Origin of the sequence: Curtobacterium sp. DN_7.5 (assembly GCF_022655355.1) — a bacterium.
Classification (GTDB): domain Bacteria; phylum Actinomycetota; class Actinomycetes; order Actinomycetales; family Microbacteriaceae; genus Curtobacterium; species Curtobacterium luteum.
Map to the genome: position 1 here is coordinate 1,676,476 of NZ_CP093378.1, position 14,512 is coordinate 1,690,987.

A 14,512-nucleotide genomic window follows, 5' to 3' on the forward strand; every position below is an offset into this window, starting at 1 on the left:
GCACGCACGGCTGAGCCCCACCGCCCCACGGGGGCACGCACGGCTGAGCCCCCACCGCCCCAGAAGGGGGCACAGCGCTGACGGGTGGTCCCCAGCGGACCGATAGACGCACCCGTGATCGAGACCGCGTCCGCAGCACCGTCGTCGACGTCCGGCGTGCTCGACGCGTCCGGGCCCGACGTGTACGACTTCGCGCGCCCCTCGACGCTCGCCCGCGAGCACGCCCGGGTGCTCGAGCTCGCCTTCGAGACCTTCGCCCGGCAGTGGGGCACGCAGCTCACCGCGAAGGTCCGTGCCGTCAGCCAGGTGACGTGCGAGTCCGTGCAGATGAAGACGTACGACGAGTACGCCGCGTCGCTGCCCGCCCTCACCGGCATGGTGCTGCTGCCGATCGTCGACGTGCTCCCGAAGGGCGTGCTCCAGGTACCGCTCGACGCCGCACTGACCTGGGTGTCGCACGCGCTCGGCGCCTCGAAGCCCCTGCCGACGCCGGAGCGCACCTTCACGCCCATCGAGCAGGCGCTCGTCCGCAAGATCGTCGAGGACGCCCTCGACGACCTCCGCTACTCGTTCGGCGGCCTGCTCGCGCACGACGTCACCGCCGGCGGGTTCCAGTTCAACTCGCAGTTCGCCCAGGCCGCGCAGAAGGGCGACCTGATGATCGTCGCGTCCTTCGAGATCCGCGTCGGCGACCGCGTGGCCCCCGGCACCCTCGCGCTGCCCGCCGAGGCGGTGCTGCCCCAGCTCGGGGAGCAGGCGACGCACGTGTCGTCCGCCGAGGCGCGCCACCTGCTCGACGAGCAGCTCGCGAACGTCCCCGTCGGCGTCAGCCTGCGCTTCGCGCCGGCGACGGTGCTGCCGGCGCAGGTCCTCGGCCTCGCCGTCGGCGACCTCCTCCCGCTGCCGCACCCGCAGCACCGGCCCCTCACCATCGCGGTCGACGGCGAACCCGTCGGCACCGCGGCCGTCGGCGCGAACGGGTCGCGCCTCGCCGGCATCGTCGTCACCACCACCGCAGCTACGGAGCCCTCCGCATGACCGCCACCACCACCCTCCACGCCACCGCCGCCGACGCCCTCGTGGTCGCCCTGCCGACGGCGGCGCCGCTCAGCGCGGTGGCCCTGCCTGGAGGCGCGACACCGGCCGTGCTCGAGGCGGCGGCCACCGGGGTGGTCGCGTCGTTCGTCGGCGGCCTGTCGGCCGACCTCGCGCTCGTCCTGACCGACCTCGGTGCGGTCACGGCGGCCGGCGGCACCGAGCACGGCATCGTGGAGGTCACGGACGTGCTGCGGCCCTCGCTCGAGGCGGCCGCCGGCGTGCTCGGCATCGGCGTCCTCGGCGACGCCCGCGTCGAGTCGGCCGCGTCCCTCCTCGCCGACCCCGAGACCGCGGTCTTCGAGCTGACCGCCGGCGGCGTCCCCGGGGGCTGGTTCGGTATCCGCGTCCGGGAGAACGGCACCGTCTCCGCGTCGACCGCACCCGCCGTCACCGTCCCGACCGGGAACCTCGGCCGCATCAACAACGTCGAGATGACCCTGACGGTCGAGATCGGCCGCACCCGGATGTCCGTCCGCGACGTCCTCGGCATGGAGCCCGGTGCCGTCGTCGAGCTCGACCGGAGCGCTGGCGCACCCGCCGACGTGCTGCTGAACGGCCGGCTCATCGCGCACGGCGAGGTCGTCGTGGTCGACCAGGACTACGCCGTCCGCATCACGAAGATCCTCGACGTCGCCGAGACGGTCTGACCGTGGACACCGCGGTCATCGTCCTCCGCGTCGCGCTCTCGCTCGGCGTGGTGCTCGCCCTCATGTGGGTGCTGCACCGGGTCAGCCGGAAGAAGCTCGTCGGCGGGAAGGCGCACGGTCGTCGCTCGGCCTCGGTCGAGGTCGTGGGGCGCCAGGGCATCGGCGGCAAGGCGAGCGTCGTCGTGGTCGACGTCGAGGGCGAGCGCCTCGTGCTCGGGGTCACCGAGCACGGCGTCGCACTGCTCACCAGCGGGCAGGCGCCCGCGCCGGAACTCACCATCGTGACCGGACCCGTGACGCTGCCCGTGCGTCCGACCCCGTCGGCCGAGCGGTTCGGTCAGGAACTCGCGCAGCAGACGGCAGCCGACCCGTCCCTCCCGTCCGACGCGGCGCAGCCGCTGCCGATGCGCCCCCGCAACCGTCGCGCGCAGCGTGCCGCACTGCCGACCGCCCAGCAGCTGCAGGGGTCGATCCTGTCCGCCGACACCTGGCGGCAGGCCGCCTCGGCGCTCCGGAACCGGCGGGCCGGGTGACCGCGGCGCGGACCGGACGTCTGATCGCCCTCCTGCTGCTGGGGGTGACGGTCGTGGCCGGCTTCCTCATGCTCACCGCCACCGGCGCCCACGCGGCCGGCGTCGTCCAGCCGACCGCTCCCGCCACGCCCACGGCGCCCGCGACCGGTGACTTCAGCGTCAGCGTGAACGGTCCGGACGGCACCCCGTCGTCCGCGGTCGTCACGCTCATCGGCATCACGCTGCTGAGCGTCGCCCCGGCCCTCATGCTGATGATGACGTCGTTCACGAAGATCTTCGTCGTCCTCGCGATGACCCGGAACGCACTCGCACTCCAGTCCATCCCGCCGAACCAGGTGCTCGCCGGCCTGGCGCTCTTCCTGTCGCTCTTCGTGATGGCGCCCGTGATCGGGCACATCAACGACGACGCCCTGCAGCCGTACCTCGCCGGCCACCTCGACTTCGCGCAGGCGGTCGAGGTCGGCACGAAGCCGCTGCGGACGTTCATGCTGCACCAGACGCGCGAGGAGGACGTGGCGCTCATCACCCGGGCGGCCGGTCAGGCGAACCCGAAGGACATGGCCGACGTGCCGATGACCACCGTGATCCCGGCGTTCATCATCTCCGAGCTCCGCAGCGCCTTCATCATCGGGTTCGTCATCTTCGTCCCGTTCCTCGTCATCGACCTCGTCGTCTCCGCGGCGCTCATGTCGATGGGCATGATGATGCTCCCGCCGGTGATGATCTCGCTGCCCTTCAAGATCCTGCTGTTCGTCCTCGTCGACGGCTGGGGGCTCATCATCAAGTCGCTCATCGAGTCGTACCAGGTGGTGCACTGATGGACCAGCAGGCCGTCCTCGACCTCGTGCTGCAGGCGCTCCTCGTCGCCGGCAAGCTCGCCGCGCCCGTGCTCGTGACGAGCCTCGTGGTGGGCTTCGCGATCTCGCTCTTCCAGTCGGTGACCCAGATCCAGGAGGTCACGCTCTCCTTCGTGCCGAAGGCCGTCGCGGTCGCGATCGCCCTCGTCGTCTGCGGCAACTGGATGATCTCCGAGATGATCGCGTTCACGCACGCCGCGTTCGACATGATCCCGAAGCTGCTCGGAGCGGCCTGATGGAGTTCGCGTTCGACGCAGCACGCCTCGAGGGCACCATGCTCGCGGGCGTGCGGCTCGTGGCGTTCTTCGTGATCGCACCGCCGTTCTCGTACCGCGCGTTCCCCGCGACGGTGAAGGTCGTGCTCGGCATCGGGCTCGCCATCGGCGTCGCACCGCGCGTCACCGCGGGGTACGCGAGCCTCGACACCGGGGGGTTCGTCGTCGCCCTGGTGACGCAGCTCGTCGTCGGCCTCGCGCTCGGGTTCCTCGTCTCCCTCGTGTTCGCCGCCGTGCAGTCCGCCGGAGCGCTCATCGACCTCTTCGGCGGGTTCACCCTCGCTGCCGCCTTCGACCCGCAGTCGCAGGTGCAGGGAGCGCAGTTCACGCGGCTGTTCCAGATGACCGCCCTCGCGCTCCTGTTCGCCTCGGGCGGGTACCAGCTCATCGTCGCCGGACTCGTCCGGTCCTTCGACGCGGTGCCGCTCGTCGGCGCGGACGGCACCCCGGGGGGCTTCGCGCTCGGCGGGTTCTCCGGGGTGCTCGTGCACGCCCTGACGCAGATGTTCCTGTCGACGCTCCAGATCGCGGGGCCCCTCGTCGTCGTGCTCTTCCTCGCCGACGTCGGGCTCGGGCTCCTCACCCGCGTGGCGCCGGCGCTCAACGCGTTCCAGATGGGGTTCCCGATCAAGATCGGCCTGACGGTGCTGTTCGCGGGCGCCCTCGTCATGGCCCTGCCCTCGGTGGTGTCGTCGCTCACCGGCGACGCCGTCCAGGCGATCACGGGCAGGGGGTGACGTCCCGTGTCCGACAGTGGAGAGCGGTCCGAGAAGGCGACCGACAAGCGCATGCGCGAGGTGCACCGCAAGGGGCAGCTCGGGCGGTCGCAGGACCTCGGCGCGTGGGTCGGGATCGCGGCCGCGGCCGTCATGATGCCGGCAGCGGTCGGGAACGCGGCAGCGGCCGGCACGTCCCAGCTCGCCGCGGTGCAGACCGTGATCGCGGACCCGACGATCGGCACGATGAACCGGGTGTTCGGTGAGGCCATGGCGTCGGTGGGCACCATCATCGGCCCGATGCTCGGCGTCACCGCCGTCGCCGCGCTCGCGACCGCGGTGGCGCAGGGCGGTGTGCACTTCCGGCGCATGGCACCCCAGCCGGACCACTTCGACCCGGTGCAGGGGTTCAAGCGCGTGTTCGGCGTGCAGGCGCTGTGGAACGGCGTGAAGGCGCTGCTCAAGACCGCGGTCGTCGGGCTCGTGCTCTGGTTCGCCGTGCAGGGACTCGTGCCCGTGCTCATGACGAGCGGGTCGCTGCCGCTGACGTCGGTCCTCTCGGCGGCGTCCGACGGCGTCGGCACCCTCCTCCGCGCGGCGATCGCGGCCGGGCTCCTGCTCGCGGCGGTGGACGTCTTCGTCGTGGTCCGCCGGAACCGCAAGCGCACCATGATGACCAAGCGCGAGGTCAAGGACGAGAACAAGCAGTCCGACGGCGATCCGCTCATCCGGTCGCAGCGGCGGTCCCGGCAGATGGCGATGAGCCGCAACCGGATGATCTCCGCGATCGGCACGGCGGACGTCGTCATGACGAACCCGACCCACTACGCCGTCGCGATCGCCTACGAGCCCGGGAAGTCCGCGCCCCGGGTCGTGGCGAAGGGCGCCGGTCCGGTGGCGGAGGCGATCCGGGAGAAGGCGCTCGACGCCCGCGTCCCGATCGTCCAGGACGTCCCGCTCACCCGTGCCCTCCACGCCGCGTGCGAGCTCGGACAGGAGATCCCGGTCGACCTCTACACGCCGGTCGCCCGCGTCCTGTCGTTCGTCATGCAGCTCACCGCCCGCGGTGCCGCCGCGGGCACCCACGCGGCGCCGCGACCGACCACGGCGGACGAGGTCGCGACCGTGCTGGACCCGACCACCCTCACGGGCGACGTCCGTCCCCGCAGGCTCCGCTCCCCGCGCCCTGCTCAGACCCCGAGCGGAGACGCTCCCACGGAAGGGGTTCCCGCGTGAACCGCAAGGACCTGCCGAAGCTCGTCGTCCCGGTCTTCATCGTCGGCATCATCCTGCTGCTGATCCTGCCGGTGCCGTCGTTCCTGCTCGACGTGCTCATCATCTGCAACATCCTGCTGGCCCTCGTGATCCTCCTCACGACCCTGTTCGTGAAGAAGCCGCTCGACTTCTCGGTCTTCCCGTCGCTCCTGCTCGTCGCGACGCTGTTCCGGCTCGGCCTCAACGTCGCCTCGACGCGCCTCGTGCTCGGACAGGGGTTCGCCGGCGACGTCATCCAGGCGTTCGGGCACGTGGCGGTGTCCGGGTCGATCATCATCGGCGCGGTGATCTTCCTCATCCTCGTGGTGATCCAGTTCGTCGTCGTGACGAAGGGCGCCGAGCGCGTGGCCGAGGTCGGCGCCCGCTTCACCCTCGACGCGATGCCGGGCAAGCAGATGGCGATCGACGCGGACCTCAACGCCGGGCTCATCACGGACGCGGAGGCGAAGGAACGCCGGGCCGCGGTGTCCGCCGAGGCGGACTTCTACGGCGCGATGGACGGCGCGTCGAAGTTCGTCAAGGGCGACGCGATCGCGGGCATCCTCATCATCGTCATCAACCTCGTCGGCGGCATCGCGATCGGCATGCTGCAGAACGGGCTCTCGATCACGGACGCCCTCGGCAAGTACGGCATCCTGACCATCGGCGACGGGCTCGTGACGCAGATCCCGGCCCTCCTCATGGCGGTCTCGACGGGCATGATCGTCACCCGCTCCGGCGCCGAGACCGAGATGGGCTCGAGCGCGGCGGCGCAGCTGTCCCAGTCCCGCAACGCGCTGACGATCGCGGGTGTCGCGGCCGTCGCGATGGGCTTCATCCCCGGCATGCCGGTCCTCGCCTTCCTCATCGTCGGGGGCGTGCTCCTGTTCACGGGGTGGCGGATCGGACAGAACGCGAAGCGGGAGGCCGCCGCGGCGGAGCAGGCCCGTGCCCTCGAGTCGGCGGCACCGAGCGCGGACACCCCCGAGGACCTCATCGAGCAGATGCGGGTGCATGCGCTCGAGATCCTGCTCGCCCCGGACCTCGTCGACATGGTCTCCGGCGCGTCGGACGACCTGCTCGGTCGGGTGCGGGCGCTGCGGCGCAAGATCGCGGTGGACATGGGCATCGTCGTCCCTCCGGTCCGGACGCGTGACAGCATCGACCTGCCCCCGTCGACGTACGCGATCCGGATCGCGGGCGTCGAGGCCGGCCGCGGCACCGCACCGTCGCGGAGCGTCCTCGCCCTCGGCGACCAGCTCGACGGGCTCCCCGGCACGACGACCGTCGAGCCGGTGTTCGGCCTCGCGGGCAAGTGGGTGCCCGCCGAGCTCCGGCACGCCGCGGAGATGACCGGTGCCACCGTGATCGACCGGGTGTCCGTGCTCGTCACGCACCTGCAGGCGGTCATCGGCGACAACGCCGCGCGGCTGCTCACCCGCGAGGACGTCAAGGTCCTCACCGAGGGCGTCAAGCAGGTGAACCCCGCCGCGGTCGACGAGCTCGTCCCCGGCATGCTCTCGATGGCCGAGCTGCAGCGCGTCCTGCAGGGGCTCCTCGCCGAGCGGGTCCCGATCAACGACCTCGGCCGCATCTGCGAGGCCCTGACGCTCCGGGCGAAGGTGTCCACCGACCCCGAGGGACTCGTCGAGTCCGCCCGCGCGGCCCTCGGCCCGGCGCTCGTGGCCCGGCACACCGACGACGGTGTCCTGCGCGTCATCATGATCGACCCGCTGCTCGAGCAGGCGATGCTCGAGGGGCTGCGTCCGTCGGAGCAGGGGACCCAGATCGTGCTCGACGCGCACCGCATCGAGCAGGTGCTCGGCTCGGTCCGCGACGCCGTCCGCTCCGTCGAGGACCAGGGCTTGTCCGCCGTGCTCGTCTGCGCGCCGCAGCTCCGCCCGGCGGTGCACCGCATGGTCGCCGCGCAGTCGAACGGGCTGCCGGTGCTCTCGTACCAGGAGGCGACGGCGGCGGGCTCCACCATCGAGACCGTGGGGGTGGTCCGTGTCACCGACGCGGTTGCAGCGTGACGGGGCGACCCTCGACGCGGTGCGCGACGCCGTCCGCGAGGAGTTCGGTCCCGCGGCGCGCATCGTCGCCGCCGAACGGGTGACGACCCCCGGCATCGCCGGACTGTTCCGCAAGGCGCACGTCGAGGCCACCGTCGAGGTGCCCTCGCCCGACGAGCTCCCCACCGCGGTCGTCGCGATCGCCGACGGTCCCGTGCAGCGCGCGGGCATCGCCGCGCTGCTCGCCGACGCCGAGGCCGCCGAGTCGCGCATCGCCGCCGCGGACGGCACGGGCGCCACCCGCGCCGACGCGTTCGCGTCGGTCCTCGACGGCTTCGTCGCGGACGGGATCGCGCCCGCGATCGCGGTGGCACCACCGTCCGCACCGGCGGTCCGCAGCCTGCCCGACCAGGGCGGGTCGCGCCTCCAGGCCGTCACCGACACCCTGCCTGGAGGCGCGTCACCCCTCCTCGACACCCCTCCGGTGCGCGTGCGGCCGGTCCCGCCGCAGGTGCGCTCCGCGGACGGCGACCTGGTCCTGCTCGTCGGCCGGGCCGGCGACGTCGACGCCGTGGCCGGGCTGTTCGCCACCCGTCACGCCCTCCGTCCCACGTCCGCCGCGGACCGGCGCGCGGCGATCCTCGCGCGCGCCGACGGCGTCCGCGATGGCGCGACCGTGCTCGCGGTCGCGGCGTGGGACGACGGCGCGACGATCGAGGCACTCGGCGCGGACCAGGTGTGGCTCGTCGTGGACGTCGGACGGAAGACCGAGGACGCCGAGGCGATGCTCGGCGCGGTCGGTGGACGCGTGACCGTCGCCGGGGTCGTGGCGATCGGAGCCGCCGAGACCGCCACGCCGGAGTCGGTCCACCTGCTGGGAGTGCCCGTCCTGTCGCTAGGCTGACGGGGTGCTGGTACTCACGCGGAAGGTCGGCGAGCGGATCCTCGTCGGTGACGACATCGTCATCACGGTGCTCGACGGGCGTGGCGACGGGGTCCGCATCGGGATCGACGCGCCGCGCGGTGTGAAGATCCAGCGCGAGGAGGTCGTCCGGGCCGTGACCGAGGCGAACGCCGAGGCTGCTGCGGCGGCCTCCGCGGGGACCGACGACGACGCGGCGGCGCGGTTGCGGCGTGCGCTGGGGGAGCTGGGCGGCTCGTCGTCCTAGAGCAGGACGACCGCGGCCGCGAGGCCGGCCCAGCACGTGCTCGTGAGCGTGCCGACGATGAACCGCTCGCGTGCGGCCGGTGAGTCGAGCTCGGAGAACCGGCCGAGTCCCTTGACCGCGATCACGGCGGCGACGATCTCGAGGTGACCGACGAGCGCGGCGCCGACGATCGCGAAGCGCTCGAGGAAGCCGATCACGGACCCGCCGCGGAGGACCTCCGACGGCTCCGGCGCCGTGCTGCTGCCGAGGGGCTCGTCCCGGGTGCTGACGAGGATGCCGCCGTGCGTGCCCCGGCGCACGTCCCCGCGCCGGAGGTCGCCCCGCATCGCGACCCCGAGGACGGCGCCCGTCACCGCGCTGCCCGCGAGGATGCCCACCAGGCACACCGCGGCGGCGAGCACGGTGCCGACGACCGCGTCGGGCGCGGACGCGACGAGACCGTGCGGCGGGTGGGCGGTGCGCTCGGCGGGACCCGGGGCGATCGTCCCGGTGCCGATCCGGACGGCGAGGAGGGCCAGCAGGACGACGACCGCGGGGACCGCGCGCGCGACAGCGGGCACCGGGCGGACGGTGCTCCACGCGGCGGTCGCGAGGACGACGGCGGCAGCGACGAGCCAGAGCGTGGTGGTCACGGGGTGGGCTCCTCGTCGTCGTGGCGTTCCCGGTCGGCGCTGCCGAGGAGCGACGCGAGCGCTCCGCGGACCGGGGCGTCGCTGCGCAGGTCGGCCGAGGCGTACCGCTTCGCCACCGCCTGCGGGGTGATGTCGAGCCGCGCCGCTGCCTCGGTCCGCGAGTACCCACGGTCGAGCAGGTCCGCGAGCTCCCATCCCTCCCGGGAGCGTCGGGCGAGGGACCGGACCGTCTGGGCGACGAGCGGTTCGACCTCGGCGGTGGTGCGCGCGAGCCCGGGCGCGACCTCCAGCGCGAACCGCTCCGGGACGGCCTTCGCCCGCTCGACGGCGTCGCGCGCCGCGTAGAACGCCGGGCCGGTCGCCGCCCGGGTCGTCGTCGGGAGCGGTCGCTCGACGGGACCGATGCCGACACCGATGCTCCAGCCGCCCTGCCGGGTCAGGGTCCGGACCACGTCGACGGCCGCCCCGGGTTCGGCGACGAGCACCTGGAACTCGTCTCCGGCCGTGCGGTCCGGTGGGAGCGCCGCAGCGTCCCCGAGCACGTCGCGCACCGAGCGCAGCGCGGCCTCGACACGGTCGGACCCCGCTCGGCTGTCGACCTGGTCGGCCGTGATCACGAACATCGCCCCTCCTCGTGTCAACCCTACGAGGTTGACAACCCCAGAATCAACCCCGCAGGGTTGACCGGGCGTGCGGGATTGTCACGCGCGCGGCTTCTTCTCCTGTTCGGGCAGTCGTCCCGCCGCGGCCTCGGCGGCGAACCAAGCACGGGCCTCCTCCTGACGCTCCTGCTCGGCACCGAGGGCGATCGGGGCACGGACGTGACCGGGCTCGTACCCGAAGGTCTCGAGCAGCTGCGGCACCACCGGGCGCACCCGGGCGACCAGGCGGTCGGTGTACGCGGACACCGCACGCGCTCGCTGCGCGGTGAGCCGCCCGTGCACGAGGTACCAGTCGAGGTGCTGCTCGAGCAGGCCGAGGGCGAACATGTCGCGGAGCCACACGAGGACACGACGGGAGTCGCCCTCGGGGACCTCCTCGAGCGCCTCGGTGAAGGCGTCCCACTGCATGAGCTGCGCGTGTGCCTTCGCCGCCTCGATCAGGTCGTGCTGGGAGCGGTTCAGCAGCCGTGCTGCGCGCGCACGGTCCTTGCCCGCCGCCGCGAGCCGCATGCCGATCTCGGTGACCATCGTGTCGACCCGCCCGGCGAGGAGCTCGCGCTGCGTCTTCGGGTCCTGCAGGTCCGTGACGCTGGCCGCGAGCGAGCCGCGGTCCGCGAGGGTCTGCTCGAGGCGACGGATCCCGGACGCGTCGGCGAGCTTGGCGGCCGCGGTGGCCGCGACGAAGCGTGCGGTGGCGGCGGCGTCCTTCGGCGCCCGGGCGCGGAAGTCGGTGAGCAGTCGCTTCCCGACGAGCTGCAGCAGGACGGTGTTGTCGCCCTCGAACGTCACGTAGACGTCGAGGTCGGCGCGGAGGCCGGTGAGACGGTTCTCGGCGAGGAAGCCGGCGCCGCCGCAGGCCTCGCGGCACTCCTGGAGCGTGTCGAGGGCCGACCAGGTCGACATCGCCTTGAAGGCGGCGGCCTGGGTCTCGAGGTCCTCCCGGCGCTGCGGGGTGTCCTCGCGCCCACTGAAGACGTCGTCGAAGGTCCGGAGCAGTTTTTCGTGGGCGAACGACTGTGCGAACACGGTGGCGAGCCGGGGGATGAGCCGACGCTGGTGCCGCCCGTAGTCGAGCAGGACGCCCTCGGTGCCGTCGCCCGTCGGGAACTGCCGACGCTGCATCGCGTACGTCAGCGCGATCTCCAGGCCGATCTTCTGGGCGACGACTGCGGCGCCGTCGAGGGAGACGCGGCCCTGCACGAGCGTGCCGAGCATCGTGAAGAACCGCCGGCCGGGCGAGGCGATCGGCGACGAGTAGGTGCCGTCCTCGGCGACGTCGCCGTAGCGGTTGAGCAGGTTCGTGCGCGGGACGCGGACGTGGTCGAAGTGCAGCCGGCCGTTGTCGATGCCGTTCAGACCGCCCTTGTAGCCGTCGTCCTCGCCACCGACGCCGGGCAGGAAGGTGCCGTCGGCGTCGCGGATCGGCACGTAGAAGGCGTGCACACCGTGGTCGACGCCCTGCGTCACGAGCTTCGCGAACACGACGGCCGCCTTGCCGTGGAGGGCCGCGTTGCCGATGTAGTCCTTCCAGGCGCCGCGGAACGGCGTGTGGATGACGAACTCCCGGGTCTCCGGGTCGTAGGTCGCGCTCGTGGCGATGCTCTGCACGTCGGACCCGTGGCCGGTCTCGGTCATCGCGAAGCACCCGGGCACCTCGAAGGACACGATGCCCGGCAGGAACTCGCGGTGGTTCCGCTCGGTGCCGAGGTGGTGGACGGCCGAGCCGAAGAGGCCCCACTGCACGCCCGCCTTGATCTGCATCGACGGGTCGGCGGTGGTCAGCTCCTCGAAGGCGGCGAGGTTGCCGCCGTGGTTGTCCTGGCCGCCGAACTCCGCCGGGTAGGGCCGCTGGATCGCGCCGGCCTCGACGAGGATCCGGAGCTGGTCGAGGGTGCGCGACCGGGCGTCGGCGTACGGCATGCCCTCGATCTTGTGCATGGCCGGGTCGAGCGCGAGCCGCCGCGAGATCCGACGGTCCTCCGCCCAGCGGCCGAGGAGGAGTTCGGCGACGAGGTCGACGTCGATGCGCACGTCGGCCGCGGTCGAGCCGACCGGGGTGCCCGCTGCGGGGTCGCCGGTGGCGTCGGCCTTCGGCGTGCTCGTGCTCTGCGCGGATGCGGTGTCGACCATGGTCGGGAGTCCTCCTGAACTGCGGTGTCCGGTGTTGCAGAACCCACGCTATGCACCACACCTGCTCGCGGCGTGAACGCCGTGCGGGCGGGACAAAGACCGGGGTCCGGGACCGGTCGGCGCTCGTGGGAACCCTCCAAGGCGCGGGCCGCAGATTTTGTGAGCACCCATCGACGATTGTGAGGGCACCGGCCCTCGAGGGCAGACTGTGCGGCATGTCAGGTACCACCGCACCGGGCCACGAGCCCCGCACCGAGCGCACCTTCTTCGGACAGCCGTTCGAACTGTCCACGCCGTTCGCGGTCGAGCTGTGGGAGCGGTTCTCGTTCTACGGCATGCAGGGCATCGTCCTGATCTACATGTACTACACGGTGTCGCAGGGCGGGCTCGGCATCGACGAGAAGCTCGCCGGCGGCATCATGGGTGCGTACGGCGGTGCCGTGTACCTCTTCACGATCATCGGCGCGTGGATCTCGGACCGGTTGGTCGGCGCCGACCGGACGCTCTTCGGCAGCGCGGTCGTCGTCATGCTCGGGCACATCGCGCTCGCGCTCCTGCCCGGGGTCGCGGGTGTCGGTGTCGGTCTCGTCCTCATCGCGCTCGGCTCCGGTGGGCTCAAGGCGACCGCCACGACGATCGTCGGCGGCCTCTACCGGAAGGACGACCCGCGGCGGGACGCGGGCTTCTCGCTGTACTACCTCGGCGTGAACCTCGGCGCGTTCTTCGGGCCGCTGCTCACCGGCCTGCTGCAGAGCGCGCTCGGCTTCCACTTCGGGTTCGGCCTCGCCGCGATCGGCATGGCCGCCGGTCTCGTCCAGTACGGCATCCGCCGTCGCCACCTGCCCGAGGTCGTCCGCCACGTCAGCAACCCGATCGACCGTCGACGCCTGCCGCTCGTCGCGAGCCTGGTCGTCGTTGCCCTCGCGCTCGTCGTGACCGCGGTCCTCACCGGGCTGCTGAACGTCCGGAACCTGCCGACGGTCGTGGTCGCCATCGTGATCGTCGCGACCGTCGGCTACTTCGTCGTCATCCTCGGCAGTGGCATCACCGCGGAGGAGCGCTCACGGGTGTTCGCCTTCATCCCGCTGTTCATCGCGAGCGCGGTGTTCTGGTCGCTGTACCAGCAGCAGTTCACCGTCGTGACGATCTACGCGGACCAGCGCCTCGACCGGTCGCTCTTCGGGTGGGAGATGCCCGTCTCGTGGGCACAGTCGATCAACCCGGTCTTCATCATCGTGTTGTCCGGGGTGTTCGCGGCGATCTGGACGAAGCTCGGCGACCGTCAGCCGTCCACGCCGACGAAGTTCGCCCTCGGCACCGGCATCATGGGCGTGGCGTTCCTGCTCTTCCTGCCCTTCGTCGGCACCGGTCGGAACGGGACGCCGCTGCTGGTCCTGGTCGCGATCCTGCTCGTCTTCACGATCGCCGAGCTGCTGCTCTCGCCCGTCGGCCAGTCCGTCGCGACAAAGCTCGCACCCGCGAAGTTCCAGACCCAGATGGTCGCGCTGTTCTTCCTGTCGGTGTCGCTCGGCACCGCGGCCACGGGTGTCCTGTCGCAGTACTACGACCCTGCCGACGAGGCGCCGTACTTCACCGTGCTCGGCCTCGCCGCCGTCGTGGTGGGCGTCCTCCTGCTCGTGTTCGCCAAGCCGGTCCTGCGCCTCATGCGCGGCGTCCGCTGATCAGCGCGCCCGACCGCACCGCCGGGTCGCATCCGGTAGCCTGAGGGCTGCCACATCGGCCCCCGCTACCAAGGAGTCACGGACATGCTCGAAGTCATCGCAGGCGTCATCATCGGGATCGGCGTGCTCGGCGGCGTCGGGCTGTGCATGGCCGCGGCAGCCATGATGAAGAGCGGCTCCGAGGAGTACTAGGCCTCGGGCCCAGCTGCCGGCTCGACCGGCACCAACTGACGACTCAGGACGGTCGCGCGCTCGAAGGGGCCGCGGCCGTCCGTCGTGTAGGCGGGCTCGTCGAACGCGACCGTCCAGGTGCGCTGGGTGCCGCCGAGCTGGCTGGCCCCCGGCGCGACGATGACGCCGATCGGCTCGTCGGCCCAGTGCTCGCCGCCCTGGCCGGGGTCGACGACCTGCACGAGCGCGCCGATGCCGAGGCCGGCACGGTCGTCGGGGCGAGGGCTGGGGGAGCGGCGTCCGAACACCCGCCCACCGTACCGCCCCGTGTCCGGCGCTCTGGTCCGTCCCCTCCCACGGCCCTCCAGTCCCGGAGGACCACGCGCCGGTCACGACACCCCGCGCGCGCCGCGTCCGTTGGTCACGAGGCGTCGCTCACGCGCGCGCCGGGCGACGGCTCGTGATCTTCGGTCGTACGTGAACGGGGTGTCGTGGCCGCCCGGGGCCGGTCGAGTACCCCGTTCATTCGCGTCCCGGCCCCTCCCGACCCGGTCACGACGTCCCGTGTGTGCCGCGTCCGTCGGTCGCGAGGCGTCGCTCTCGCGCACGCCGGGCGACGGTTCGTGACCTTCGGCCGTACGTGAGCGGGGTGTCGTGACCTTCGCGCCGCGCCC

The 14,512-nt window shown here is 72.4% G+C and carries 15 protein-coding genes; 11 read left to right on the top strand and 4 right to left on the bottom strand.

Annotated elements, in window-relative coordinates; all coding sequences use genetic code 11:
* Positions 1 to 114: 114 nt before the first annotated feature.
* From MON03_RS07775 to csrA, 10 genes are read left to right on the top strand one after another with little or no spacing between them, the layout of a single operon-like run.
* Entirely contained in the window at positions 115 to 1,038 is a 924-nt protein-coding gene (locus MON03_RS07775) for a flagellar motor switch protein FliM (protein ID WP_229727817.1), read from the top strand.
* Entirely contained in the window at positions 1,035 to 1,745 is a 711-nt protein-coding gene (gene fliN / locus MON03_RS07780; protein ID WP_175329332.1) for a flagellar motor switch protein FliN, read from the top strand. Before MON03_RS07775 ends, fliN begins: the two co-directional genes overlap by 4 nt.
* A 2-nt stretch (positions 1,746 to 1,747) precedes the next feature.
* Positions 1,748 to 2,278: a FliO/MopB family protein gene (locus MON03_RS07785; protein ID WP_242091333.1), complete on the top strand. Its 531-nt coding sequence runs from the start codon at positions 1,748 to 1,750 to the stop codon at positions 2,276 to 2,278.
* A complete protein-coding gene (fliP, locus tag MON03_RS07790) occupies positions 2,275 to 3,096 on the top strand; it encodes a flagellar type III secretion system pore protein FliP (protein ID WP_502798694.1) in 822 nt (273 codons plus the stop codon). The genes MON03_RS07785 and fliP overlap by 4 nt, the downstream gene beginning before the upstream one ends.
* On the top strand, positions 3,096 to 3,371 hold the full coding sequence (gene fliQ / locus MON03_RS07795; protein ID WP_058726005.1) for a flagellar biosynthesis protein FliQ: 276 nt from the start codon (positions 3,096 to 3,098) through the stop codon (positions 3,369 to 3,371). The genes fliP and fliQ overlap by 1 nt, the downstream gene beginning before the upstream one ends.
* A complete protein-coding gene (locus MON03_RS07800; RefSeq protein ID WP_242091334.1) occupies positions 3,371 to 4,147 on the top strand; it encodes a flagellar biosynthetic protein FliR in 777 nt (258 codons plus the stop codon). Before fliQ ends, MON03_RS07800 begins: the two co-directional genes overlap by 1 nt.
* 6 nt (positions 4,148 to 4,153) lie before the next feature.
* Complete coding sequence (locus tag MON03_RS07805; protein WP_175329328.1) at positions 4,154 to 5,362, top strand: EscU/YscU/HrcU family type III secretion system export apparatus switch protein; 1,209 nt, start codon at positions 4,154 to 4,156, stop codon at positions 5,360 to 5,362.
* A complete protein-coding gene (locus MON03_RS07810; RefSeq protein WP_242091335.1) occupies positions 5,359 to 7,413 on the top strand; it encodes a flagellar biosynthesis protein FlhA in 2,055 nt (684 codons plus the stop codon). The genes MON03_RS07805 and MON03_RS07810 overlap by 4 nt, the downstream gene beginning before the upstream one ends.
* The gene (locus MON03_RS07815; protein ID WP_242091336.1) at positions 7,388 to 8,296 is read left to right on the top strand and encodes a hypothetical protein; all 909 of its coding nucleotides are present in this window, start codon (positions 7,388 to 7,390) and stop codon (positions 8,294 to 8,296) included. The genes MON03_RS07810 and MON03_RS07815 overlap by 26 nt, the downstream gene beginning before the upstream one ends.
* A 4-nt stretch (positions 8,297 to 8,300) precedes the next feature.
* A complete protein-coding gene (gene csrA, locus MON03_RS07820; protein ID WP_242091337.1) occupies positions 8,301 to 8,561 on the top strand; it encodes a carbon storage regulator CsrA in 261 nt (86 codons plus the stop codon).
* Here the strand turns inward: csrA and MON03_RS07825 are convergent.
* From MON03_RS07825 to MON03_RS07835, 3 genes are all read right to left on the bottom strand, one after another.
* Positions 8,558 to 9,193 carry a hypothetical protein gene (locus tag MON03_RS07825; RefSeq protein ID WP_022904541.1) on the bottom strand — a complete coding sequence of 212 codons (636 nt, stop codon included), beginning with the start codon at positions 9,191 to 9,193 and terminating at the stop codon, positions 8,558 to 8,560. The two genes, csrA and MON03_RS07825, sit on opposite strands and share 4 nt — an antisense overlap.
* The gene (locus MON03_RS07830) at positions 9,190 to 9,816 is read right to left on the bottom strand and encodes a hypothetical protein (protein WP_022904542.1); all 627 of its coding nucleotides are present in this window, start codon (positions 9,814 to 9,816) and stop codon (positions 9,190 to 9,192) included. Before MON03_RS07830 ends, MON03_RS07825 begins: the two co-directional genes overlap by 4 nt.
* A 78-nt stretch (positions 9,817 to 9,894) precedes the next feature.
* Positions 9,895 to 11,985 (bottom strand): acyl-CoA dehydrogenase family protein, encoded by a 2,091-nt coding sequence (locus MON03_RS07835; RefSeq protein ID WP_242091338.1) that lies wholly within the window; start codon positions 11,983 to 11,985, stop codon positions 9,895 to 9,897.
* A gap of 215 nt (positions 11,986 to 12,200) precedes the next feature.
* On the opposite strand from MON03_RS07835, the gene MON03_RS07840 reads away from it, so the two are divergent.
* The gene (locus MON03_RS07840) at positions 12,201 to 13,667 is read left to right on the top strand and encodes a peptide MFS transporter (protein ID WP_242091339.1); all 1,467 of its coding nucleotides are present in this window, start codon (positions 12,201 to 12,203) and stop codon (positions 13,665 to 13,667) included.
* Between the two features lie 188 nt (positions 13,668 to 13,855).
* Here MON03_RS07840 and MON03_RS07845 read toward each other — a convergent pair whose 3' ends face one another.
* A complete protein-coding gene (locus MON03_RS07845) occupies positions 13,856 to 14,146 on the bottom strand; it encodes a hypothetical protein (protein ID WP_022902521.1) in 291 nt (96 codons plus the stop codon).
* Between the last annotated feature and the right edge of the window lie 366 nt (positions 14,147 to 14,512).

Coding starts and splice junctions, on each gene's coding strand:
- fliQ (WP_058726005.1), top strand. CDS start 3,096: ATGGACCAGCAGGCCGTCCTCGACCTCGTGCTGCAGGCGCTCCTCGTC.
- MON03_RS07800 (WP_242091334.1), top strand. CDS start 3,371: ATGGAGTTCGCGTTCGACGCAGCACGCCTCGAGGGCACCATGCTCGCG.
- MON03_RS07830 (WP_022904542.1), bottom strand. CDS start 9,816: ATGTTCGTGATCACGGCCGACCAGGTCGACAGCCGAGCGGGGTCCGAC.
- fliN (WP_175329332.1), top strand. CDS start 1,035: ATGACCGCCACCACCACCCTCCACGCCACCGCCGCCGACGCCCTCGTG.
- MON03_RS07840 (WP_242091339.1), top strand. CDS start 12,201: ATGTCAGGTACCACCGCACCGGGCCACGAGCCCCGCACCGAGCGCACC.
- MON03_RS07835 (WP_242091338.1), bottom strand. CDS start 11,985: ATGGTCGACACCGCATCCGCGCAGAGCACGAGCACGCCGAAGGCCGAC.